The following is a 21257-nucleotide window of genomic DNA, read 5'->3' as shown; positions in this document are numbered from 1 at the left end:
CAGCGTTGCCACGACGTTCAGGACAGGATGCCCGCCAGCGTCGCCACGACGCGGTCCTGCTGGGTGTCGGAGAGGCCGGGGAAGAGCGGCAGCGACAGTTGCCCGGCGTAGTACGCCTCGGCCTCCGGGCACATCCCGCGCCGGTAGCCGAGGTCCTCGAACACCGGATGCCAGTAGACCGGCACGTAGTTGACCTGCACGCCGATGCCGGCCGCCCGCATGCGCTCGTACACCTCGCGCCGGCGTCCGTCGCGGATCCTGACCGGGTAGAGGTGCCAGCTCGGCCGCACGTATGCCCGCTGGGCGGGCAGCGTCAGCCCCGGCACGTCGCGCAGGAGCGTGTCGTATCGGGCGACCAGCTCGGACCTGCGCGCGCGGAAGTGCGCCAGCCGCCGGAGCTGGCTGGTGCCGAGCGCGCAGAGCACGTCGGGCAACCGGTAGTTGAGGCCGAACGCGTGCACCTCCTGGTGCCAGCCGCCCTCGCCGGGATGCCGCTGCTCGGCCGGCTCCCTGACCAGGCCGTGGTTCCTGAAGGCGGCGGCCCGCCGCAGCAGGCCGGGGTCGGCCGCCGCCACCGCCCCGCCCTCGGCCGTCGTCACGGTCTTGGTCGGGAAGAAGGAGAACGTCGTCAGGTCCGCCAGCGCCCCGACCGGCCGGTCCTTGTACGCCGCGCCGATCGAGTGGGCCGCGTCGGCCATCAGCGTCGCCCCGGCCCGGTCGGCGACCGTCCGCAGCTCGTCGTAGTCGGCGGGATGGCCGGCGTAGTCGACCGCCGTGATCACCCGGGTCCCCGGCGTGACCAGCGCCGCGACGGCGTCGGGGTCGATGTTGCCCGTGTCGGGCCGCACGTCGGCGAAGACCACCCGCGCGCCGAGCAGCGCGGCCGTGGCGGCGGTGGCCGCGAACGTCAGCGGCGACGTGACGACCTCGTCGCCCGCCCGCACCCCGGCCGCCACGTACGCGACGTGCAGCGCGGCGGTGCCCGAGGTGACCGACACGCACGGCACGCCGCCCGTCCAGCGGGCCAGCTCGGCCTCGAAGCCGGCGACGGCGGGCCCGGTGGTCAGCCAGTCGCCGCGCAGCACCTCGGTCACCGCCTCGACGTCGGAGTCGGCGATCGACTGACGTCCGTAGGGGAGCATCAGCCGGCCACCATGCCCCGCAGGTCGTCGACCGAGAGCCACTGCTCGTTGGTGTCGGAGCGGTAGGCGAAGCCCTCCGGCAGCAGCTCGCCGGTCTGCGGCGGCGCGTAGCCCCAGGTCGCGATCGTGGGCTGGACCACGTAGCGGTCGGTCAGGCACAACGTCCTGCGGCCGTCGTCGGGGCCGATCATCTCCTCGTGCAGTTTCTCGCCCGGCCGGATGCCGATCTCGTAGATCGAGCTGTGCGGCGCCAGCGCCTCGGCCAGGTCGGTGATGCGCATGCTGGGGATGCGCGGCACGTAGAGCTCGCCGCCCTGCATCAGGTCGAAGGAGTCGACCACGAACCTGACGGCCTGGTCGAGCGTGATCCAGAACCTGGTCATGCGCTTGTCGGTGATCGGCAGGCTGCCGCCCTGCTCGGCCAGCCGCTGGAAGAACGGCACCACCGAGCCCCTGCTGCCGACGACGTTGCCGTAGCGGACGACGGCGAAGCGGGTCTCGTGCGCGGCGGCGTAGTGGTTGGCCGAGACGAACAACTTGTCGGCGACCAGTTTCGTGGCGCCGTACAGGTTGATCGGGCTCGACGCCTTGTCGGTGGAGAGGGCGACCACCTTGCGCACGCCGCAGTCGATGGCCGCCTCGACGACGTTCTGGGAGCCGGCGACGTTGGTGCGGACGTACTCGAACGGGTTGTACTCGGCGGTGTCCACCTGCTTCAGCGCGGCCGCGTGGACCACGTGGTCGATGCCGTGCATGGCCCGGGTCAGCCGGTCGCGGTCGCGGACGTCGCCGATGAACCAGCGCAGCCGCTCGTCGTCGGCGAAGAGCTGCCTGGTCTCGTACTGCTTGAGCTCGTCGCGGGAGAACACCACCAGCCGCCGGACGCCGAGCGAGTCGAGAGCGTGGCGGATGAACGCCTTGCCGAAGGACCCCGTTCCTCCGGTGACCAGAATGGACGATCCACTGAGAATGCTCATGTGGCCCCCTGAAATCTGCTTACGCACGGTAGTCGTCACGCCGGGCTGTAGCATAACGCGATCGATCGATGACGCACTGTCACACGGGGGAATGGGGCTTCTGTGCGTATTGTCGGGATTATTCAGGCCCGAATGGGCTCGACACGGCTGCCGGGCAAGGTGCTGCGCGAGCTCGGCGACCACTCCGTGCTGGGCTGGGTGGTCCGCGCCGCCCGCGAGGCGCACGTCCTCGACGACCTCGTGGTCGCGACCACGACGGAGGCGGCCGACGACGCGGTGGCCGCCGAATGCCGCGAGCTCGGCGTGGCCTGCCACCGGGGGCCCGTGGACGACGTGCTGACGCGGTTCATGGAGGCGATGGCGGGGCGGCGCGCGGACGCCGTGATGCGGTTCACGGCCGACTGCCCGCTGCTCGACCCCGCCGTGATCAGGGAGGCGGCGCTGGTCTTCCGTGCCGTGCGCCGGCTCGACTACCTGAGCACCGGCCTGGCGCGCACGCTGCCGCGCGGGCTCGACGTGGAGATCGCGAGCAGGCCCGCGCTGGAGCGGGCGGACGCGGAGGCCACCGGGTTCCACCGCACCCACGTGACCTCCTACCTCTACGAGCACCCCGGTGACGCGCGGCTGCTCGGGCTGGCCTACCAGCCGGTCGCCGCCGACCTGCGGGTCACGCTGGACACCGAGGACGACTGGCGGGTCATCTCCCGCGTGGTGGCGGACCTCGGCGGCGACCGGTGCCTGCCCGTCAGGACCCTGGTGAGCTGGTTGCGGCTGCGGCCCGAGGTCAGCGGCCTCAACGCCCACGTACGCCAGAAGGCCCTGCAGGACGCGTGACGGCGGACGTGCGCCGGGTGGGTTTCCGCTGCGACGCCGGGGTCCGGAGCGGGGTCGGGCATCTGGTGCGCTGCGTGGCGCTGGCCGAGGAGTTGTGCTCCAGAGGGGTCGAGGTGGTCTTCCTCGGCGAGGTGTACGGCTCGGAGTGGGCGCGGGCGCAACTGCGCGAACGCGGGTTCACGCTGGTGGCCGCCCCCCAGGAGCCGCCGCGACTGGCGGCCCTGGCCCGCGGCCTCCGGCTGGACGCCGTGGTGCTCGACTCCTACGACCTGCCGGAGCGGACGGGCGCGGTCCTGCGCGAGGCGGGCCTGGTGGTGCTGGCCATCGTGGACGGCGATCCGCTCGGCCAGGAGGCCGACCTCTACCTGGACCAGAACCTGGGCGCGGACCGAAGCCCCGAGCCCCCGGGCCGGCGGCTGGCCGGAGCGCGTTACGTGTTGTTGCGCGACAGCGTGCGGCGCCGCCGGCGGGTGGTGCGCCGGGAGCCGGTGCCGCGGGTGTTGTGCTTCTTCGGCGGCACCGACAGCGCCGGCGTCGCTCCCGCGTGGGCGCGGGCGCTGCGCGCGACCGGGGTGCCGTTCGAGGGCACGGTCGTCAGCCCGGAGCCGTTCGACCCCGGCGGCCCGATCACCGTCATCCCGCCCACCGACCGGCTGCCGGAGCTCATGGCCGGCGCCGACCTCGTGGTCACCGCGGCGGGCTCGGCCATCTGGGAGCTGCTCTACCTCGGCGTGCCCACGGCGCTGAGCTGGGTGGCCGGCAACCAGCTCATCGGCTACCGGGAGCTCGTGGGCCGGGGCGTCGCGGCCGGGCTCGGCCGCGACGCCGACGCGGCGGCCGTCGGCGCGCTGGCCCGCCTGCTCGCCGACCCCGGCGCGCGTGAGGAGCACGGCAGGCGGGGCCGCGGCCTGGTGGACGGCAAGGGCAGGGAACGCGTCGCCGCCGCGTTGTTGTCGCTGCCCCGCCGCGACTAGATCAGGTCCCAGCTCAGGGGCGTGCCGGAGGAGGTGTCCCGGGCGAAACGCCGGCCCATCACCTCGCGCGCCGCCTCGGGAGGCAGGCCGCCCGCCGGCCGGATCGAGCGCACGTTCTCCGGGGTCACGGGCTCGCCCGCGCGCACGTCGCGCACCACGTACAGGGATCGGCGGAAGCGCAGCCCCTCACGCTCGGAGGGGCGCGGCCCGATCACCGGCAACCCCAGCGCCGCCCAGGCGCGCTCGCTCTCCACCACCAGCGCCGCCAGCTCGTGCGGCTCCAGCGAGAAGGCCGCGTCCACGCCGCCGTCGGCCCGCGACAGGGTGACGTGCTTCTCGATCAGGCAGGCCCCCATCGCGACGGCGGCCAGCGCGGCCCCCAGGCCCGGCGTGTGGTCGGACAGGCCCACCACGTGCCCCGTGAGCGCCGACAGCAGCGGCAGCGCCCGCAGGTTGCTCTCGGACGGGTCGGCGGGGTAGGAGGCCGTGCACGCCAGCACGGCGAGCTGGGCGCACCCCGCGTCGCGGGCGGCCGCCACGGCGCTGTCGATCTCCGCGATCGACGCCATGCCCGTGGAGATGATCAGCGGCTTGCCGGTGGACGCCGCGAGCCGGATCAGCGGCAGGTCCACGATCTCCGAAGAGGCGATCTTGTACGCCGGCGCGTCCAGCTTCTCCAGCAGCTCGACGGCCGTCGGATCGAAGGGCGAGGAGAAAGCGGTGATCCCGTGCTCGCGGGCCCGCTCGAAGATCGGCTCGTGCCACTCCCAGGGTGTGTGGGCACGTTCGAAGAGCCGCCAGAGGGTCTCGCCGCCCCACAGCGCGTGATCGTCGCCCAGCCGGAACGCGGGCCCGTCGTCGTCGATGGTCAGCGTGCCGGGCCGGTAGGTCTGCAGCTTCAGCGCGTGCGCGCCGGCGGCGGCCGCCGCGTCCACGATGGCCAGCGCCCGCTCCAGGCTCCCGTTGTGGTTGCCGGACAGCTCGGCGACGACGTACGGCGGATGCGCGGCCCCGATCGGCCGCCCGGCGATGGAGATCATGCCGTTTCCCTTCTGAGCTGGATGGCCACGACGTCGCGCGGCGCGCCGTCCACGTCCCGCCGGCGCACGCCCACCTCGGCGAACCCGAACCGCCTGTGCAGCAGCCGGACCGGCTCGTTCTCGGCCAGCACCTCACCGTGCAGCTCCGACAACCCGAGCGGCCCGAAGGCGTGGTCGATGGCCGCCCGCTCCAGCCCGAGCCAGGCCCGCAGCAGGGACCCCGACTGCTCCAGCCCGTCCAGGTCCAGGTAGAAGCCCCAGGACGGGTGCGCCGACGACAGGCCCGTGTAGGACACCACGCCGGCGGCGACGCCCTGGTGGTCGTAGATCAGCACGAGCCGGCCCTTGTCGGTGCGGGTGGCCGCCCACCAGCGGGCGTGCTCCTCCTCCGCGATCTCGTGGGTGGTGAAGCTGGCGGCGCGCACGCGCGGGTGGTTCCGCCATCGGCGCATTACCGGCAGATCATCGTCCCGGACCCCTCTCAGCACCACGCCCCCTACTATTCGTGCTCGATCCATTGCACAACGTAGCGGATTCCACGTCCGGTAAAGAGCTCATCAGGGACAGACATCGGAAGCGGACCGCACGGCATGCTGCCCCCGAGAGCCAGACCCACGAACTTAGGAGCGATCCGGCATGATCCCCCTGCTCAGCGTCGTCGTCCCGGTCCACAACGTGGAGCCGTACATCACGGAATGCCTGAAGTCGCTGGCCGCCCAGACCCTGGACGACATCGAGGTCATCCTGGTCGACGACGGCTCCACCGACGGCAGCAGGCGCACGGCCGAGGACTTCGCCGCGCGAGATCCCCGGTTCGCCCTGATCGAACAGCGGAACGCGGGGCCGGGCCCGGCGCGGAACGCGGGGGTGCGGCAGGCGCGCGGCACCTATCTGGCCTTCGCGGACAGCGATGACGTCGTGCCGCCCGAGGCGTACGAGCGGCTGGTCGGCAAGCTGGCCGAGACGGGGTCCGACCTCGCGTGCGGCGCGGTGGGGCGGCTGGTCGACGGCGCGCTGGAGGAGTCGACGCTGCACGAGAAGGTGTTCAGGCGGCCGGAGTTGTGCACCCACATCACCGACAAGCCGGTCCTGGTCAGGGACCGCACGGTGTGGAACAAGGTCTACCGGCGCGACTTCTGGGAGCGCAGCGGCCTGGCCTTCCCCGCGGGGATCTACGAGGACGTGCCCGTCGCCATGCAGGCGCACGTGCTGGCCACCAGCGTGGACATGCTGGGCGAGGTGGTCTACCACTGGCGCAGACGCGAATCCTCGATCACGCAGCGCCGTTCGGAGCTGCCGAACCTGCACGAGCGGCTGGTCGCCATCCGGGCGGTGCGGGCCTTCCTCGACGAGCGGGCCCCCGAGCTGCTCGACGGCTTCGACGCGCTGGTCCTGGAGAAGGACATCGTCTTCCTGTTCCAGGCGCTGGAGGGCGAGGAGGGGGGCGGGGCGCTGCTGGCGCTGGCGGGCGCCTGGCTGAGCGAGCTGAGCCCGCAGGTGCTGGCCACCGCGCCCTCGCTGCGCCGCCTGGAGCTGCACCTGCTCAGGCGCGGCCTGGTGGCGGAGCTGCGCGAGGTGCGCGACTTCCGGCGTACCCGCGAGAACGGCACGCGCATCGTCCCGCGCGGGCTGCGCACCACCGGCTGGTACGGCGACTACCCCTTCTTCCGCGACCGGCGGCTCCGGATCCCGGACGAGGTCTTCGACGCCAGGGACGAGCTCAAACTGGTCGCCAGGGTCGGGGAGTGCGAGTGGACCGGCGCCGAGTTCCGCCTGCGCGGAGAGGTGGCGATCCACCGCGTGGACCGCAAGGTCGGCAAGCTCGACGTGTGGCTCAGCGACGGCCGCCACCGGGTGCCCCTGGACGTGCGGCGCTCCGGCCGGTACGGCGTGGTCGCCACCATCGATCCGGGGCGGCTCGAAGGCGGGGGCCCTAGCTGGCGGCTGCAGGCCCGCACCGAGACGCGCGGCCTCGTGCTCAAGGGCTGGTTCAGGGACGGGGACGCGAATTCCGCGTGGCGCTTTTCCGTGCCGGGTTGGTCAAGAAGCGGCATGGACATGCCCCAGTAGTTCCAGACAGTAATCGCGCGGACGCGAGCCGTGTCCATGCTGGAATCCATGAGGACCTATTCGCTCGATGACGTCCACGAGACACGCAAGCGGAGAGATTCCTGGTGGACCGTGTATTTCGTGGACCCGGTCGCCTGCCGGGTCGCCCTTCCCGTCGCCAACCACACTCGCCTCACGCCCAATGGGCTCACGGTGTTCTCGCTGGTCCTCGGCATGATGTCGGCCGCCTTTTTCGCGGTGAACATGCTCATAGCGGGCGCCTGTGTCTTCTATCTGAGCTTCATGATCGACTGCGTGGACGGCAAAATAGCCCGTCTCAAGGGCACGGGGACGCCCTTCGGGCTCTGGCTGGACTACGTGGGGGACCGGATCAGGGTGGTCCTGTGTGCCGGGGGGCTGGCACTCGGGCAGTACGCCGTGACCGGGGATGTCCGCTTCGTCGTGCTCGGCGCGGCGGTGGCGGTGCTCGACCTGTTCAGGTATGTCAACGCGCCGCAGATGAAGCGGGTGCGCGAGGCCGTCAGGGAGGAATGCGGGCTGCCGGACCCGGACGAGGAGCCCGGGCTGCGGCTGCCACGGGGACGCAGTTTCCCCAAGCGGCTCAACCGGTATCTGGCCCGGCGCCGGGTCCGGTCCCATCTGGTCAGCGGCATCGAGTTCCACGCCGCGGTGTTCGTGATCGCGCCCTTCGCGGGGGCATGGGCGCTGATCCCGGTCGCCGTGCTGGCGGGGGGCCTGCTGATCGCCAACGAGGTCTTCCTTGTGTACCGGATGTGGCGGTTCACGCGCAGGCACAGCGTGGCCGTGTCTCAGGAGGAACGAGAGCACGTTCTCGTCTAGTTTTTCGGGGGTTAGTACAACATGTCAGACCGGCCAGTCTTCGTCATCGGATGCCCGCGGTCCGGCACCACGATGCTCCAGCTCATGCTTCACTCGCACCCGCGCATAGCGGTGCCGCCCGAGACGCGCTTCCTCGTTCCCGCTTATTACCGGCGTCGCACCTGGGGCGACCTGCGGGCGCCCCAGCGCCGCCGAGCCCTGGCGCAGTGGATCGCGACCGACCGCAGCACGAAGTTCCGCGAGCTCAAGATCGACAAGGACGAGTTCATCGACCAGGCGGTGGCGGGGCCGGGCTCGCTGGGCTCGGTGATCGGCACGGCCTTCCGCATGTACGCAGAACGCTTCGACAAGGCCCGCTGGGGCGACAAGCGGCCCAGCTACGTCAAGCAGGTGGACCTGCTGCTCAGGCTCTTCCCCGACGCCCAGTTCGTGCACCTCATCAGGGACGGCCGCGACTGCGTGGCCTCGCTGAAGGAGATGCCCTGGTACACGCTGGACTCCTTCCACGCCGTCTCCACCTGGGCCGAGGCCATCGACGCCGGCGGCCGGCTGAAGCGCACGCTGGACCAGGACACCTACTACGAGCTGCGCTACGAGGACCTCACCGACGACCCGATGACCGAGCTCAAGAAGCTCTGCCACTTCCTGGAGGAGGACTTCTCGGCCTCCATGGTCTCCCCGCGCGAGGCGGCCAGCGTGGCGGTGCCGCAGCACAAGGTCTGGCACAGCAACACGCACGGCGAGGTCATCCGTAGCCGGGTGGGGAGCTGGGCGAGCCGGCTCGACGACTGGGAGATCGCCCTCTGCGAGCACATGCTCGGCGACCGCCTGGAGTCCATGGGGTACGAGCTCACCGGGGCGCCCAAACCGGCCAAGGAGCACGTGACGGCCTGCCAGAAGACCATGCAGAAGCGCAAGGCCAGCCGCATGCGCAAGGGCATGCGCGACCGGCTGAACCGGCTGCGCGAGCCGAGCCCCGTGGGCGCGATGCTGACCGCCCGGCAGCGGTCCATGGCCGGCATGCCGCAACAGCGGGTGGCGGAGCTCACAGAGCCCGTCTAAGAGCCTCTGAGAGCACGTTCAGAGCGTTCTCTAACGCTCGATGTGCGCGAACATCGACTCCCAGCGGTCCAGCACGTGGTCGAGGCGGAAGGCCTCGGCCCGTGCGCGGGCGTCGGCCCCCAGCCGCCGCCGCTCCGCCACGGAGCCGGCCAGCCCGGCCAGCGCGGCCCCGAACGCCGCCACGTCCCCCGGCGGCATCAGCACGGGCCCCGCGGAGCGCACGCCCCCGGACACGTCGAACGCCACCGACGGCACCCCGTGCGCGGCCGACTCCAGCAGCACGACGGGCAACCCCTCGTGCTCGCTGGTCAGGCCCAGGATCGAGGCGCCCAGGTACTCCTCGGGCATCCGCGCGGCGGGCACCAGCCCCCGGAAGACCACGCGGTCGGCGACGCCCTCCCCGGCCGCGTGCGCGCGCAGCCGCTCGCGCTCGGCGCCGTCGCCGATCAGATGCAGCTCCCACGGCGGCGGCGCGCCCGAGCGGGCGAACGCGCTGATCAGCCGGTCGAACCGCTTGACGCCCTCCAGCCGGCCCACGCCGAGCACGCGGGGGGCGTCCAGCGCGGACATCCGCTCGGGCCAGCCGTTGAGCGGGTTCGGCAACGTCCAGGCGTTGGGCAGCAGCGCGTGCTCGGAGAACAGCCGGGCGTCGTCCTCGCTGAGGAAGACCGCCTGGTCCAGGCGGGCGTAGTGCTTCCTGATGGAGCCGAGGTGCCAGCAGCCGCGGGCGTGGTCGTACGAGCCGTGATACTGCCCGATCGGCCGGAACCCGCCGGGCAGCGACTTCGACAGCCGGGCGACCACCGACGGCGAGGTCATGATCGCGTAACCGGGCTCGATGCCGGCCAGCAGCTCACGCAGGCGCCGGTCGGCCCGCCCGCTCGCCAGGCGGCCCTGCGTGCCCGCGGGCGCCCGGCTGATGACGTGGTGGTGGTAGCGCGGGAGGTCCACGTACCGGAACGGCGTGACGGCCCGGTGCAGCCCGATCACGTGCACCTCGTGCCCGCGCTCGGCCAGGCCCTGGGCCAGGGTGTGGGTCACCTGCTGGATGCCGCCGAGCGTGTCGGCGTCCAGGCAGGTGAAGACGACGCTCATCGGAGCGCCGCCTCGGCGAAGAAGTCGGCCACGATCCGCGCCGCCGCGTCCCCGTGCTCGTCGGCGCACCACAGGTCGCGGAAGGCCGCGTAGCGCTCGGCGAAGGCCGCGTGCGCGGCCGGCAGGTTCCGCAGCGCGGCGACCAGCTCCGGGGTCGTCGTCACGCACGGCCCCGGCGCGATGGCCGGCAGGTCGTGGTAGACGCCGCGCTCCGACAGCCGGTAGTCGTCCCAGTCGTCGATGAAGAAGAGCATCGGCTTGCCGGTGAGCGCGTAGTCGCACATCACCGAGGAGTAGTCCGTCAGCAGCGCGTCGGAGGCCAGCATCAGGTCGTTGACGTCGGGATAGGACCCGGCGGACCGGACGAAGTGCAGCAGGTGCTCGGGCGGGTGGTAACGCTCGACCGGATGCGTCCGCAGGAGCAGCACCCACTCGCCGGCCAGCTCCTCGGCCAGGAGCTCCAGATTCACTCGTACGGACTGGCCGCTGCCTTTCATGCGATCCCGGTAAGTAGGCGCATAAAGCAGCACCTTTCGCCCGGGAGGGACCTCCAGCCGCCGCAGGACCTCCGCCGCCCGGTCGCCCTCGGCCTTGACGAGCGCGTCGCACCGGGGCGTCCCGCACCGGTAGACCTTGCCCGTGTAGCCGTTCGACGGCAGGAACACCCGCGAGAACTCCGCGCTCGGCGACACCAGCGCGTCCCAGCGCGCCACGGCCGCCCGCCACTGCGCCCGCGGCTGGTCGAAGTCGCCGCGCAGGTCGGGCGCGTCGAACCCGATCGACTTGATCCCCTGCCCGTGCCAGGTCTGCAGGTAGCGGGTGCCCGGCGGCTTCGGATAGTCCAGCGGGAACCCGTGGCTGTCCACCCAGATCCCGGCGCGGGCCATCGCGAAGAGGTAGCGCCAGCTTCCCCGGCGGACGAGCCGCACGTCAGAGGGGAAGTTCTTGCGACCCTTGGCCACCGACCAGACCACCTCGACCGGCAGCGAACGACGCCGCAGCTCCTCGTAGATGGCCCGGGGGCTGCCGCTGTAGCCCTTGCCGACGTCGGACTCGAACAAGGCCAGGTTCCGGCGCCGGGGCAGCACCCTGATCAGCAGCTTGTAGACCCGCAGCTTGGCCGCCGGGGTGTTGAACCGTCGCATCAGCGCCCGCTTGACCCGCCGCGCCGGCGATTTCGGCGTGGGGTCGGGACGCACGCACAGATACCCGGCGTGGCCCTCGACCCGCAGCGTGCACCCGGGCAGCTCGACCGGCTCGGTGCGCGGATCGGCGATCAGCCGGTCGGTCGTGGTGTGCCCGTCGGAGGTCCTGGTGAAGCCGATGCGCGGCTCGCACTTGCGCGCGGGCGTGAAGACGATGTCGCTGACGTAGCCGCCCTCGCCCGACGGCTCCGGCTGGATGGGGATCCGCTCCTTGCCGGCCTGCAGGAACGCCGTCCAGTCCACCGGCAGCGCCCCGAACGGATCGTAGGTCCGCACGGTCATGCGCACCCGCTCGCCGTCGGAGTCGAGGTGGCGGACCTCGTGCCGCAGCCTGGAGGCGGTGTAGGGCAGCTCGGCCAGCCGCAACCGGGTGATGTCCAGGCCGGGCTCGACGGAGGTGCCCCAGTACGTCCGCCCGTCGAGCTGCACGGCCGCCCGCGGCGGCGCCTTCGGCCCGGTGAGCGAACTGGCGGCCACCCGCAGGTCCTCGATGCGGTCGTCGAGGATGAGCTGACAGCAGACCCGGTCCATCGGCTCGATCCCGGCCAGCGCCTCTTCGGACATCTCCGCCAGATAGGGGCGCACCACCGAGGCGAACTCCTTGGCCCACACCAGGTCGTGCGCCGGCAGCGGGTTGAGATAGACCCGCAGGTCCTGCCGCAGGAACCGGATCTGCCGGTACGGCACCAGGTCGCCGGCCCCGTGCTCCCGCAGGATGTCGTCGCTCAGCCGGGCCGCGATGACGCGCTGGCGGGCGTTCTCCACGTCGTCGATGCTGAGCGAGATCGACTCGTTCGTCGGCGCCCGGTGCCAGTGGTAGACCACCCACGGCACGATCGCGAACCTGCGCGAGAGCGCGTACAGCTCGGTCGCGAAGACGTGGTCCTCGTAGTGGATGTCCTCGGGGAAGCGCAGCACCTTGGCGCGCAGCCAGCCCACGTCGTAGATCTTGTTGGTGCTGAAGGAGTCGAGGAAGAGCTCCGGCTCCTCGCGGATGCCCTCGACCACCCGCCGCTGGGCGAACAGCGTGGGATAGTACGGGCGCAACCGCCCGTTCGCCTCGAACAGCCGTGAGATCTGCCCCGACACGAAGTCGGCCCCGGTCCGCTCGATCTCGGTGAGTAGGCTCTTGCAGGCGTGTCTCGGCAGCTCGTCGTCGCTGTCGAGGAACATCACGTACGGCGCCGCCGCCGCGTCGATCCCGTCGTTCCGCGGCGCCCCGCAACCGCCGCTGTTGTGTCGCCTGCGCAGATAGCGCACCCGCGGATCGCCCGCCACGAGCCGGGCCGCCACCTCGGGCGTGCCGTCCGTGCTGGCGTCGTCGGCGATGATCACCTCGACGTCGCGCAACGACTGGCGCAGCACCGACCGCACGGCTCTGGGCAGGCGGGCCGCGTCGTTGTACGTGATCACGACAACGGTGCAGTCCGGCATACCCGCATCCCCCCATTAGCCCTGCGGGAATGGCACTGCCCCTTACCAGGGGGAAGGATCCGGACTTGATCGAGTATTTGCCGAAAATCAGCGCGTAAGCCGACAAATCACCGGACAAGGATCAGCGTGTGACCCGACGAATCACCCGGACGAGGATCGGCGGGTGAGCCGACGAATCACCCAGACGAGGAGCAGCAGCGCCGCGATCGCGCCCGCGACGGGCGCCAGCCGCTTGAGCAGCGGCTGCCCGGCGAGCTCCAGCAGGTCGAGCGCCTCCTCGTCGGGCGTGCGCGAGGTGCGCAGCGTGCCCACCGGATGCGCGTCCTGCTCCGGCACCGGCGGCACCGCGCTCAGATGCCGCTCGTCCTCGTCCTCCGCCGGTGCCGCCATCGGCTCCACGGTCGGCTCCGACAGCAGCGCCGCCAGGTTGCCCGCGAACTTGTCGATCAGCTTGCCGCCGACCTCGGCCATCACGCCCCGGCCGAACTGGGCCGGCCGCCCGGTCACGTTGAACGTCGTCTCCACGACCACCGTGGTCGTGCTCTCACCGGCGGCCGCCATCCGCGCCTTGACGGTGGCCGCGGCCGTGCCCGAGCCCCTGGCCTCCTTGCCCGTCGCCTGGATGGTGAGCGTGTTGGAGTCCTTGTCCACGTCCTCGAACTTGGCGGAGCCCTTGTAGGTCACCACGATCGGGCCGACCTTGACCTTCATCCGGCCGGTGAACTCGTCACCCTCGAAGATGTCGAGCGTCGCCCCTGGCAGGCACGGCGCCACCCGCTCCACGTCGAGCAGCACGGCCCACGCCTGCTCGACCGGAACGGGAACAGTGAACTCGTGCTCGAACCGCATGGCCATCGATCCGCTCCTTCTCCCGGTGGCCCCGACACTACGTCGGAGCGGGGGCGCCCCGGAAGAGGGCGCCCCCAGGGTTGGACGGTCAGGGTGCGCCGGACGCCGTGCGTACCGCACGGTGGGTCAGGACCCTGGCCAGATGCCGGCGGTAGTCCGGCTGCGCGTGCAGGTCGGGCGCCGGCGAGGTGCCCGCCGCCGCCTCCGCGCACGCCGGCCGCAGTTGGTCGCCGAGCTCCATGCCCTGCAACGCGTCCTCCGTCGCGCGGGCGCGCAGCGGTGTCGGGCCCATGTTCGTCAGCCCGATCCTGGCCTCGGCGATCGAGCCGTTGGAGCGCTTGACGGCCGCGGCCACGCCGACGATCGCCCACGCCTGCGCGGTCCGGTGGAACTTCTCGTAGTGGAAGCCCCAGCCCGGACCGAGCTTCGGGATCTTCACCCCGACCAGGAGCTCGCCCGCCCCCAGCGAGGACTCCAGGTAGTCGACGAAGAACTCGCGGGCCGGGATCTCCCGCTCGCCCTGCTCCGACCTGGCCACGAACACGGCGTCGAGGGCCAGTGCGACGGCCGGCAGGTCGCCCGCCGGATCCGCGTGGGCCAGCGAGCCGCCGAACGTGCCCCGGTGCCGGATCGCCGGGTCGGCCACCGTGGCGACGGCGATCGACACCAGCGGGCAGGCGTCCTTGACCACGCTGGAGCGCATGACCTCGTCGTGCGTGGCCATCGCGCCGATGAAGACGTGGTCGCCGCGGTCGTGCACGCCCTTCAGCTCGGCCAGCCTGCCGACGTCCACCAGCGTCGACGGGTACGCCAGCCGCAACCGCAACAGCGGCAGCAGCGACTGGCCCCCCGCCAGCACCTTGGCGTCCTCGTCGGAGCCGAGCGCCCGGCAGGCGTCGGCCAGTGAGTCCGGCCGCACGTACTCGAACTGCGCGGGGATCATCGCCGCACTCCTTCCGGCGCCCGCTCCTGGGGCGACCGCTCTTCCAGGGCCCGCCAGATGCGCTCCGGCGTGCACGGCATCTGGACGTCGTCGACGCCGCGCGGGCGCAGGGCGTCCACGATGGCGTTCACGACGGCCGGGGTCGAGGCGATCGTGCCCGCCTCGCCGACGCCCTTGGCCCCCAGCGGGTTGCTGGTCGCGGGGGACTCGGTCCTGTCGAGGGTGAAGTTCGGCAGATCCGCAGCCGAGGGCAGCAGGTAGTCGGCCATCGTGGTGGTCAGCAGGTTGCCCTCGGAGTCGTACACGGCCTCCTCGAACAGCGCCTGCGCGATGCCCTGGGCGATGCCGCCCTGCACCTGGCCCTCGACGATCAGCGGGTTGACGACCTTGCCGACGTCGTCGACCGCCACGTACGAGCGGATCTTCACCATGCCCGTCTCGGTGTCCACCTCCACCGCGCACAGGTGGGTGCCGTGCGGGAAGGAGTAGTTGTCCGGGTCGAACGTGGCGTCGGAGTCGAGCCGCGCCTCCACGCCGTCCGGCAGATCGTGCGCCGTGAACGCGGCGTAGGCCAGCTCCTGGATGGTCTTCTGGGTGTCCGTGCCCCGCACCTTGAACGCCCCCGCCGCGAACTCCAGGTCCTCGGGTGAGCACTCCATCAGGTGCGCGGCCAGCTTGCGCGCCTTGTCCTTCACCTTGTCGCACGCCTTGAGCACGGCCACGCCGCCGACGACCAGCGAGCGCGAGCCGTAGGTGTCCATGCCCTTGTGCGCGATAGCCGTGTCGCCGTGCAGCACCGTGATGTCGTCGAACGGCACGCCGAGCGCGTCGGCCGCGATCTGGCTCCACGACGTCACGTGTCCCTGCCCGTGCGGCGAGGTGCCGGTGATGACCTCGACCTTGCCCGTGGGCAGCATGCGCACCGCGCCGTGCTCCCAGCCGCCGGCGCCGTAGTTGGCGGCGCCGAGCATCCTGGACGGGGCCAGACCGCACATCTCCGTGTACGTGCTGACGCCGATCCCGAGCTGCACCGGGTCGCCCCTGTCACGCCGGTCGGCCTGCTCGGCCCGCAGCTTGTCGTAGCCGAACAGGGACATCGCCTTGTCCGTGGCCGCCTCATAGTTGCCGGAGTCGTACGTCAGCCCCGAGATCGTGGTGAACGGGAACTCCTCGTGCTTGATCCAGTTGCGCCTGCGCACCTCCAGCGGATCCATGTTCAGCTCGGCGGCCAGCTCGTCCATCATGCGCTCGATGCCGAACGTCGCCTCCGGCCGCCCCGCGCCGCGGTAGGCGTCGGTGGGCATCTTGGTGGTGAACACGCCCGTGCAGCCGAACTCGTAGGCGTCCATCTTGTAGATCGCGTTGAACATGGACGCGCCCAGCATCGGCACGCCCGGTGTCACCAGCATCAGGTAGGCGCCCATGTCGGCCAGCAGCTTGACCTGCAGCCCCCGGAGCCGCCCGTCGGCGTCCGCGGCCAGCCGCAGGTGCTGGATCTGGTCGCGGCCGTGATGCACGGTGAGGTTGCCCTCGGAGCGGGACTCCGTCCACTTGACCGGCTTGCCGAGCTTGCGGGCGAGCAGCAGGCAGAGCACCTCCTCCGCGGTCACCTGCAACTTCGAGCCGAACCCGCCGCCCACGTCAGGGGCGATCACCCGGATCCGGTGCTCGGGGATGCCGGTCACCACGGCCAGCATGACCCGCAGGACGTGCGGGATCTGCGTGGCCGACCAGAGCGTGAACGACTCGCCGTCGGTGTCGGCCAGGACCGCCCGCGGCTCCATGGCGCTCGGGATGAGCCGCTGCTGGACGAAGGTCCGGTCGATGACGACGGGGGCGTCCCTGAACGCGGCGTCGAGGTCACCGGCGTTGATCGTCACGCTGAACGCCTTGTTGCCCGCCTCGTGCACCTTCGGGCTGTCCGCCGTGAGTGCCGCGTTCATGTCGAGAACCGCGGGCAGCGGCGCGTACTCGATGTCGATGGCCTCCAGGGCGTCCGCCGCGCGGTAGCGGTCGGTCGCGATCACGCAGGCCACGGCCTCGCCGACGTAGCGCACCTCGGACACGGCCATCGGCGGGTGGTCGGGGATGACGATGTCCTCGCTCACCGGCCACGCGCACGGCAGACTGCCCTGCTCGGCCGCGAAATCCTGGCCGCTGAACGCCGCCACGACCCCCGGCAGGTCACGGGCCCCCGACACGTCGACCCGGGTGATCCTGGCGTGCGCCATCGGGCTGCGCAGGAACATCACGTGCAGGACCCCGGGACGCGTGAGGTTGTCGGTCCACTGCGTGCGCCCCGTCAGCAGCCGCGCGTCCTCCTTGCGCCGCCGCGGCCTGCCCACCTCGGAGGTCCCCGTCGGCTCGTTGATCTGGTCGCTCTGCGCTATCTGCTCGGCGACCAGGCCGGCGTCGATCTCGCTCATGGGGTGCTCACCGCCTGGCCCATCTCCTGCGCGCCCCGCCGTACGGCGCGGACGATGTTGCAGTAGCCGGTGCACCGGCAGAGATTGCCCTCCAGGCCCTGCCTGATGGTCTCCTCCGACGGATCCGGATCCTCCCTGAGCAGGTCGATCGCGGCCATGACCATGCCGGGCGTGCAGTAGCCGCACTGCAACGCGTGCTCTTCGTGGAAGGCCTGCTGCATCGGGTGCATCGACCCGCTCGCGCCCAGGCCCTCGATGGTGACGATGTCACAACCATCGGCCTGGACCGCGAGCACGGAGCAACTCTTCGCGCTCTTGCCGTCGAGCATGACCGTGCAGGCGCCGCAGTTGCTGGTGTCGCAGCCGACAGGGGTGCCGGTCTTTCCCAGCCGTTCTCGTAGCAGATGGACGAGCAGGAGTCGCGGCTCGACGTCCTCCTCGTACTTGATCCCGTCGACCGTGACGGCGATTCGGGGCATGCGTCCTCCCTCAGGAGCAGGGGAAAGGCGGACACACGCAAACCTACGCCGGTGTTTTTCCCGGTCAAGGGTTACTTACCGCGGACCGCCCTGGCGATGATCGCCACCAGTCCCGCGAACGCCAATCCCAGCACCATCACACCCGCGAGGACCAGCGGATCCCGAACCGCGCGTGTCACGATCAAAATGCCCAAGACGACGAAGAGAACACCGCTGAGCAGGGCCATCCAGTCCGTCCTGTGCAGCCGCCGGGGCCGCTCGACCTCACGCGGCACGCCGCACCTCCATGTCGCCGACGCCGCCCTTCAGGTTGAGGACGATGGTGGAAATCTTGCCCTTGGGGGTCAGCTCCGGCTCCAGCACCTTGTCCAGCCGGATGTCCACACCGCCCTTGAGGGTCTGCTCCAGCGTGATGTCGCCGACCTTGTTGGTGGCGTGCACCTCGACCCTGGCCGTCGGCGGCACGATCACCGTCAGCTCCCCGACGGAGACGGCGGCGTTGAACGTCACCGTCGAACCCGGCGTCAGCGTCAGCTCGGACAGGTCCAGCCGGCCGTCGCCGATGCCCACGTCGTAACGTGTGGCGGCCTCCGCGACGCTGGTCGGGGTCCAGTCCGAGGTGCCGATGTTCCTCGGGAGGCCGCCCAGCATGAATCCCATGGCCACGACCAGCGTGATCATGGTGCCTACGGCCACCAGGCCGGCGCCGCGGCCCCACCAGGCGGCGATCAGCAGACCCGCGCCGACGGTGATGAGCATGGCGCCGCCGACGATGGTCGGACTCACTCCGGCGGCCGAACTGGCTTGGACCGCCACGACGATCCCTCCCGTGATGATTGCCAGCAAGAACGTGATGACGCCGATGAACGACTTCGGACGCCGCTTGCGCTCCCGCTGCTGCTGCGGGGGAAGCGTGCGGCCGAAGTGGGCCGGGTCGTAGGGCGAGTAGCCGCCTGGTCTCCTGGCCGGGTCGAGCGGCTGGTAGGGGCCCTTCGGGGCGAAGGGCTCGCCGTAGGCGGTGTAGTCGACGGCGGTCCTGGGCTCGGGGCCGTAGGCGGAGGGACGGTGTTCAGGGACGGGGTGGGCGGCGGTCACCGCGGCGTCGTCCGCGAAGGCGGGCTGAGGCGCCGGCTCCTGCGCGCGGGGCGGCTGCGCGACCGTCGACGGCGCCGCGGCGGTGTCGCCCGCTGCCGCTGCGCCGGCTGCCGTGCTCGCTGCTGTCACGTCTGCGGGCGTGCCGTCTGCTGCGGGCGTTTCGCCGGGCTTTGTGATGACCGGCGGTGTTTCGTGCGGCGGGACGGCTTCCTTGGCGTGGGCCGTCTCGGCAGGCCCTTCCGCGACGGGTGTCAGAGTCGCCTCCTCGGCCCGGGGCCGCGCCGGCTCCGCCGCAGGCCAGGCCGGGGGCGCGGAGCGTACCGGAGGGGTGGGCTCTGGGCTGTTGTAGGACGGCGCGGCCCATTCGCCGGACCGCCGCCTGGTCAGCCGCTCCGGCATCGACCGGGCCAGCGCGAGCAGGTCCACCCCGCTGTTGTGGGCGGCGAGCAGCGAGATGGCCAGGACGACGCCCACCACGAGGGTGCCCGTGTCGAGCCACACGGTCGCCAGGTTGAGCGCCAGCCCGAACGCCAGCACCGCCGTCAGCAGCGCCATCACGGCGTCGGCGTCCAGGTCGCGGCGGGTCCACTGCTCGACGATGCCCGGCTTGCCGTTCGGCTCCTTCATCAGCAGGAACGCCGCCAGATAGAGGAACAGGCCGATGCCGGAGCCGAGCAGGAGCACCGCGAAGCCCACGCGGAACACCACGGGGTCCATGCCCGTGTGCCGCCCGAGACCGGCGCAGACACCCATGAGGAAGCGTCCCTCACTGCTGCGTCGCAGCACTCTGGGAGGGGCGGCCGGTTCCCTGGGCGGAGCTTCTGTCATGCGACCATCGTGGACCTGCCCGCGGCGCGTTCGCATCCGGGACACCCCTGACCCGACCCGGGGGTTGTTCCCTGATGCCGGGGATGCCCCCGTCATGTGACTATGGCCATGTTATGGCTGACCAGAAGACACTTGCCGAGCCCAGCGGCGACCTGCCCTATCGCCGGATGATGCGCCCCATGGAAGGCCGCCTGCTCGGCGGCGTGGCCCACGGGCTGGCTGCGCAGCTCTCGCTTGACCCCGTGGTGGTCAGGCTCATGTTCGTGCTGCTCAGCGTCGTGGACGGGGTCGGCATGGTGGCCTACGCCGTGCTGTGGATGATCACGCCGCGGCAGCCGTACGAGGGGCAGCCGCCGCAGCGCGACTGGAGCCAGCTCGCCGCGTTCAGCGCGATCGGGGTGGCGCTGTTCGCGTTCGGCTGGCTGACGGGGGCCTCCCAAGGAGGTATCGGCATGCTGCCGTTCGCCGTGGGCGGGATCGGCGCGCTGATCCTCTGGCAGCAGGCGGATCCCGAACGGCGCCGTACCTGGATGAGCGGCGCGGCGCTCAGCATCAGGAAGAACCGGGTGCGCACGTTGCTCGGTGTGGCGCTCGTCGTCATCGGCGCGATCGGCTTCCTGGCCGCGGAGGGGGAGCTCGCCCAGGCCAGGCCGGGGCTGCTGTTCACCGTCGTGGTGGTCGGCGGGCTGGCCGTCATCGCCGCGCCCTGGCTCGCCGGCCTGTGGAAAGAGCTGCAACTGGAGCGGCGCGAGCGCATCAGGCAGGAGGAGCGGGCCGAGGTGGCCGCCATGGTGCACGACTCGGTGCTGCACACGCTCACCCTGATCCAGCGCGTGGCGCACGACCAGCGCGAGGTCACCCGGCTGGCCCGGGCCCAGGAGCGCGACCTGCGCAACTGGCTCTATCAGCCCGCCCAGGACGCCGACGCCACGCTGGCGGCCGCCGTCCGCCGGATCGCGGCCGAGGAGGAGGACGCGCACGGCGTGCCCATCGAGGTCGTCTGCGTCGGGGACGTCGCCCTCGACGCGACGGGCCGGCTGGCGGCGATGCTCAAGGCGTCCAGGCAGGCGATGGTCAACGCGGCCAAATACTCTGAGAGTCCCTCTATTTCCGTTTACGCCGAAGTAGAGGGTGAAGAGGCGACGATTTTCGTGAAGGATCGGGGCAAGGGGTTCGACATTGAGTCGGTGCCGCTCGACAGGATGGGGATCAGGGAGTCCATCATCGGGAGAATGGAACGTCATGGCGGCACGGCCAGGATGCGGACCTCCGTCGGTGAGGGCACGGAAGTGATGTTGACGATGAAGGTGGAGAAGGCATGACGCGCGTACTGATCGTCGATGATCATCGTCTGTTCCGCTCCGGTGTTCGGGCCGAGCTGGGCGACTCGATCGAGGTGGTGGGCGAGGCCGAGGACGTCGAGACGGCCGTCAAGGCGATCGCCGAGCACCAGCCCGACGTGGTGCTGCTCGACGTGCACATGCCCGGGGGCGGCGGCCAGGAGGTGCTGCGCCGGGTGCTCGGGTCGGGCTCGCAGGTCCGTTTCCTCGCCCTGTCGGTGTCCGACGCCGCCGAGGACGTCATCGGCGTGATCAGGGGCGGGGCCCGTGGCTACGTCACCAAGAACATCAGCGGCAAGGAGCTGACGGACGCCATCCGGCGGGTGGCGGACGGGGACGCGGTCTTCTCGCCGCGGCTGGCCGGGTTCGTGCTGGACGCGTTCGCCTCGTCGGAGGCGCCGTCGATCGATCCGGAGCTCGACTCGCTGACGCAGCGGGAGCGGGAGGTGCTGCGGTTGATCGCGCGGGGGTACGCGTACAAGGAGATCGCCAAGGAGCTGTTCATCTCGGTCAAGACCGTGGAGACGCACGTGTCGTCGGTCCTGCGCAAGCTCCAGCTCTCCAACCGGCACGAGCTGTCCCGCTGGGCCACCGCCCGCCGCCTGGTCTGAACGGTCCCCGTGC

19 protein-coding genes are annotated in these 21257 nt (G+C 71.3%); 7 read left to right on the top strand and 12 right to left on the bottom strand.

Going from position 1 to position 21257, the window contains the following annotated elements:
* Positions 1 to 17 precede the first annotated feature (17 nt).
* Together ACWD0F_RS03270 and pseB are read right to left on the bottom strand one after the other, a co-directional pair.
* Entirely contained in the window at positions 18 to 1142 is a 1125-nt protein-coding gene (locus ACWD0F_RS03270) for a DegT/DnrJ/EryC1/StrS family aminotransferase (RefSeq protein WP_449872259.1), read from the bottom strand.
* The gene (gene pseB, locus ACWD0F_RS03265) at positions 1142 to 2119 is read right to left on the bottom strand and encodes a UDP-N-acetylglucosamine 4,6-dehydratase (inverting) (RefSeq protein ID WP_449872258.1); all 978 of its coding nucleotides are present in this window, start codon (positions 2117 to 2119) and stop codon (positions 1142 to 1144) included. The genes ACWD0F_RS03270 and pseB overlap by 1 nt, the downstream gene beginning before the upstream one ends.
* A 102-nt stretch (positions 2120 to 2221) precedes the next feature.
* On the opposite strand from pseB, the gene ACWD0F_RS03260 reads away from it, so the two are divergent.
* Together ACWD0F_RS03260 and ACWD0F_RS03255 are read left to right on the top strand one after the other, a co-directional pair.
* On the top strand, positions 2222 to 2953 hold the full coding sequence (locus tag ACWD0F_RS03260) for a cytidylyltransferase domain-containing protein (RefSeq protein ID WP_449872257.1): 732 nt from the start codon (positions 2222 to 2224) through the stop codon (positions 2951 to 2953).
* On the top strand, positions 2950 to 3927 hold the full coding sequence (locus ACWD0F_RS03255) for a PseG/SpsG family protein (RefSeq protein ID WP_449872256.1): 978 nt from the start codon (positions 2950 to 2952) through the stop codon (positions 3925 to 3927). Before ACWD0F_RS03260 ends, ACWD0F_RS03255 begins: the two co-directional genes overlap by 4 nt.
* Here ACWD0F_RS03255 and pseI read toward each other — a convergent pair.
* Positions 3924 to 4967, bottom strand: coding sequence for a pseudaminic acid synthase (pseI, locus tag ACWD0F_RS03250; protein WP_449872255.1), 1044 nt, complete (start codon positions 4965 to 4967; stop codon positions 3924 to 3926). The genes ACWD0F_RS03255 and pseI overlap by 4 nt on opposite strands.
* A complete protein-coding gene (locus ACWD0F_RS03245) occupies positions 4964 to 5485 on the bottom strand; it encodes a GNAT family N-acetyltransferase (RefSeq protein ID WP_449872254.1) in 522 nt (173 codons plus the stop codon). Before ACWD0F_RS03245 ends, pseI begins: the two co-directional genes overlap by 4 nt.
* A gap of 118 nt (positions 5486 to 5603) precedes the next feature.
* Here ACWD0F_RS03245 and ACWD0F_RS03240 point away from each other — a divergent pair, with 118 nt between their 5' ends.
* From ACWD0F_RS03240 to ACWD0F_RS03230, 3 genes are read left to right on the top strand one after another with little or no spacing between them, the layout of a single operon-like run.
* On the top strand, positions 5604 to 7037 hold the full coding sequence (locus ACWD0F_RS03240) for a glycosyltransferase family 2 protein (RefSeq protein ID WP_449872253.1): 1434 nt from the start codon (positions 5604 to 5606) through the stop codon (positions 7035 to 7037).
* Between the two features lie 48 nt (positions 7038 to 7085).
* The gene (locus ACWD0F_RS03235; RefSeq protein ID WP_449872252.1) at positions 7086 to 7877 is read left to right on the top strand and encodes a CDP-alcohol phosphatidyltransferase family protein; all 792 of its coding nucleotides are present in this window, start codon (positions 7086 to 7088) and stop codon (positions 7875 to 7877) included.
* 21 nt (positions 7878 to 7898) lie between these two features.
* Entirely contained in the window at positions 7899 to 8939 is a 1041-nt protein-coding gene (locus ACWD0F_RS03230; protein WP_449872251.1) for a sulfotransferase family protein, read from the top strand.
* A gap of 30 nt (positions 8940 to 8969) precedes the next feature.
* Here the strand turns inward: ACWD0F_RS03230 and ACWD0F_RS03225 are convergent, their stop codons facing one another.
* The 8 genes from ACWD0F_RS03225 to ACWD0F_RS03190 all read right to left on the bottom strand — a co-directional run bounded on the left by ACWD0F_RS03225 (position 8970) and on the right by ACWD0F_RS03190 (position 19293).
* On the bottom strand, positions 8970 to 10034 hold the full coding sequence (locus ACWD0F_RS03225) for a glycosyltransferase (RefSeq protein WP_449872250.1): 1065 nt from the start codon (positions 10032 to 10034) through the stop codon (positions 8970 to 8972).
* Positions 10031 to 12673, bottom strand: a complete 2643-nt coding sequence (locus ACWD0F_RS03220; RefSeq protein WP_449872249.1) for a bifunctional glycosyltransferase/CDP-glycerol:glycerophosphate glycerophosphotransferase — start codon at positions 12671 to 12673, stop codon at positions 10031 to 10033. Before ACWD0F_RS03220 ends, ACWD0F_RS03225 begins: the two co-directional genes overlap by 4 nt.
* Before the next feature lie 141 nt (positions 12674 to 12814).
* Positions 12815 to 13528, bottom strand: a complete 714-nt coding sequence (locus tag ACWD0F_RS03215) for an SRPBCC family protein (RefSeq protein ID WP_449872248.1) — start codon at positions 13526 to 13528, stop codon at positions 12815 to 12817.
* Positions 13529 to 13610: 82 nt separating this feature from the next.
* On the bottom strand, positions 13611 to 14465 hold the full coding sequence (locus ACWD0F_RS03210) for an FAD binding domain-containing protein (RefSeq protein WP_449872247.1): 855 nt from the start codon (positions 14463 to 14465) through the stop codon (positions 13611 to 13613).
* Entirely contained in the window at positions 14462 to 16891 is a 2430-nt protein-coding gene (locus tag ACWD0F_RS03205) for a xanthine dehydrogenase family protein molybdopterin-binding subunit (RefSeq protein WP_449872246.1), read from the bottom strand. The genes ACWD0F_RS03210 and ACWD0F_RS03205 overlap by 4 nt, the downstream gene beginning before the upstream one ends.
* The gene (locus ACWD0F_RS03200) at positions 16888 to 17370 is read right to left on the bottom strand and encodes a (2Fe-2S)-binding protein (protein WP_449872245.1); all 483 of its coding nucleotides are present in this window, start codon (positions 17368 to 17370) and stop codon (positions 16888 to 16890) included. Before ACWD0F_RS03200 ends, ACWD0F_RS03205 begins: the two co-directional genes overlap by 4 nt.
* 71 nt (positions 17371 to 17441) lie before the next feature.
* Entirely contained in the window at positions 17442 to 17645 is a 204-nt protein-coding gene (locus ACWD0F_RS03195) for a hypothetical protein (RefSeq protein WP_449872244.1), read from the bottom strand.
* Entirely contained in the window at positions 17635 to 19293 is a 1659-nt protein-coding gene (locus tag ACWD0F_RS03190; RefSeq protein ID WP_449872243.1) for a PspC domain-containing protein, read from the bottom strand. Before ACWD0F_RS03190 ends, ACWD0F_RS03195 begins: the two co-directional genes overlap by 11 nt.
* A 113-nt stretch (positions 19294 to 19406) precedes the next feature.
* On the opposite strand from ACWD0F_RS03190, the gene ACWD0F_RS03185 reads away from it, so the two are divergent.
* Positions 19407 to 20615 (top strand): ATP-binding protein, encoded by a 1209-nt coding sequence (locus ACWD0F_RS03185; protein ID WP_449872242.1) that lies wholly within the window; start codon positions 19407 to 19409, stop codon positions 20613 to 20615.
* Complete coding sequence (locus ACWD0F_RS03180; RefSeq protein ID WP_449872241.1) at positions 20612 to 21244, top strand: response regulator; 633 nt, start codon at positions 20612 to 20614, stop codon at positions 21242 to 21244. The genes ACWD0F_RS03185 and ACWD0F_RS03180 overlap by 4 nt, the downstream gene beginning before the upstream one ends.
* Positions 21245 to 21257: the final 13 nt, after the last annotated feature.

This window comes from Nonomuraea sp. NPDC002799, from assembly GCF_053592075.1.
This window is presented reverse-complemented; position numbering and strand designations above follow the sequence as displayed.

Bases quoted from the DNA above. Each gene is read 5' to 3' on its own strand.
- ACWD0F_RS03230 (WP_449872251.1), top strand. From the start codon at position 7,899: ATGTCAGACCGGCCAGTCTTCGTCATCGGATGCCCGCGGTCCGGCACC.
- ACWD0F_RS03180 (WP_449872241.1), top strand. From the start codon at position 20,612: ATGACGCGCGTACTGATCGTCGATGATCATCGTCTGTTCCGCTCCGGT.
- ACWD0F_RS03220 (WP_449872249.1), bottom strand. From the start codon at position 12,673: ATGCCGGACTGCACCGTTGTCGTGATCACGTACAACGACGCGGCCCGC.
- ACWD0F_RS03225 (WP_449872250.1), bottom strand. From the start codon at position 10,034: ATGAGCGTCGTCTTCACCTGCCTGGACGCCGACACGCTCGGCGGCATC.
- ACWD0F_RS03270 (WP_449872259.1), bottom strand. From the start codon at position 1,142: ATGCTCCCCTACGGACGTCAGTCGATCGCCGACTCCGACGTCGAGGCG.
- ACWD0F_RS03215 (WP_449872248.1), bottom strand. From the start codon at position 13,528: ATGGCCATGCGGTTCGAGCACGAGTTCACTGTTCCCGTTCCGGTCGAG.
- ACWD0F_RS03190 (WP_449872243.1), bottom strand. From the start codon at position 19,293: ATGACAGAAGCTCCGCCCAGGGAACCGGCCGCCCCTCCCAGAGTGCTG.
- ACWD0F_RS03205 (WP_449872246.1), bottom strand. From the start codon at position 16,891: ATGAGCGAGATCGACGCCGGCCTGGTCGCCGAGCAGATAGCGCAGAGC.
- pseI (WP_449872255.1), bottom strand. From the start codon at position 4,967: ATGATCTCCATCGCCGGGCGGCCGATCGGGGCCGCGCATCCGCCGTAC.
- pseB (WP_449872258.1), bottom strand. From the start codon at position 2,119: ATGAGCATTCTCAGTGGATCGTCCATTCTGGTCACCGGAGGAACGGGG.
- ACWD0F_RS03245 (WP_449872254.1), bottom strand. From the start codon at position 5,485: ATGGATCGAGCACGAATAGTAGGGGGCGTGGTGCTGAGAGGGGTCCGG.
- ACWD0F_RS03185 (WP_449872242.1), top strand. From the start codon at position 19,407: ATGGCTGACCAGAAGACACTTGCCGAGCCCAGCGGCGACCTGCCCTAT.
- ACWD0F_RS03200 (WP_449872245.1), bottom strand. From the start codon at position 17,370: ATGCCCCGAATCGCCGTCACGGTCGACGGGATCAAGTACGAGGAGGAC.
- ACWD0F_RS03210 (WP_449872247.1), bottom strand. From the start codon at position 14,465: ATGATCCCCGCGCAGTTCGAGTACGTGCGGCCGGACTCACTGGCCGAC.
- ACWD0F_RS03240 (WP_449872253.1), top strand. From the start codon at position 5,604: ATGATCCCCCTGCTCAGCGTCGTCGTCCCGGTCCACAACGTGGAGCCG.
- ACWD0F_RS03235 (WP_449872252.1), top strand. From the start codon at position 7,086: ATGAGGACCTATTCGCTCGATGACGTCCACGAGACACGCAAGCGGAGA.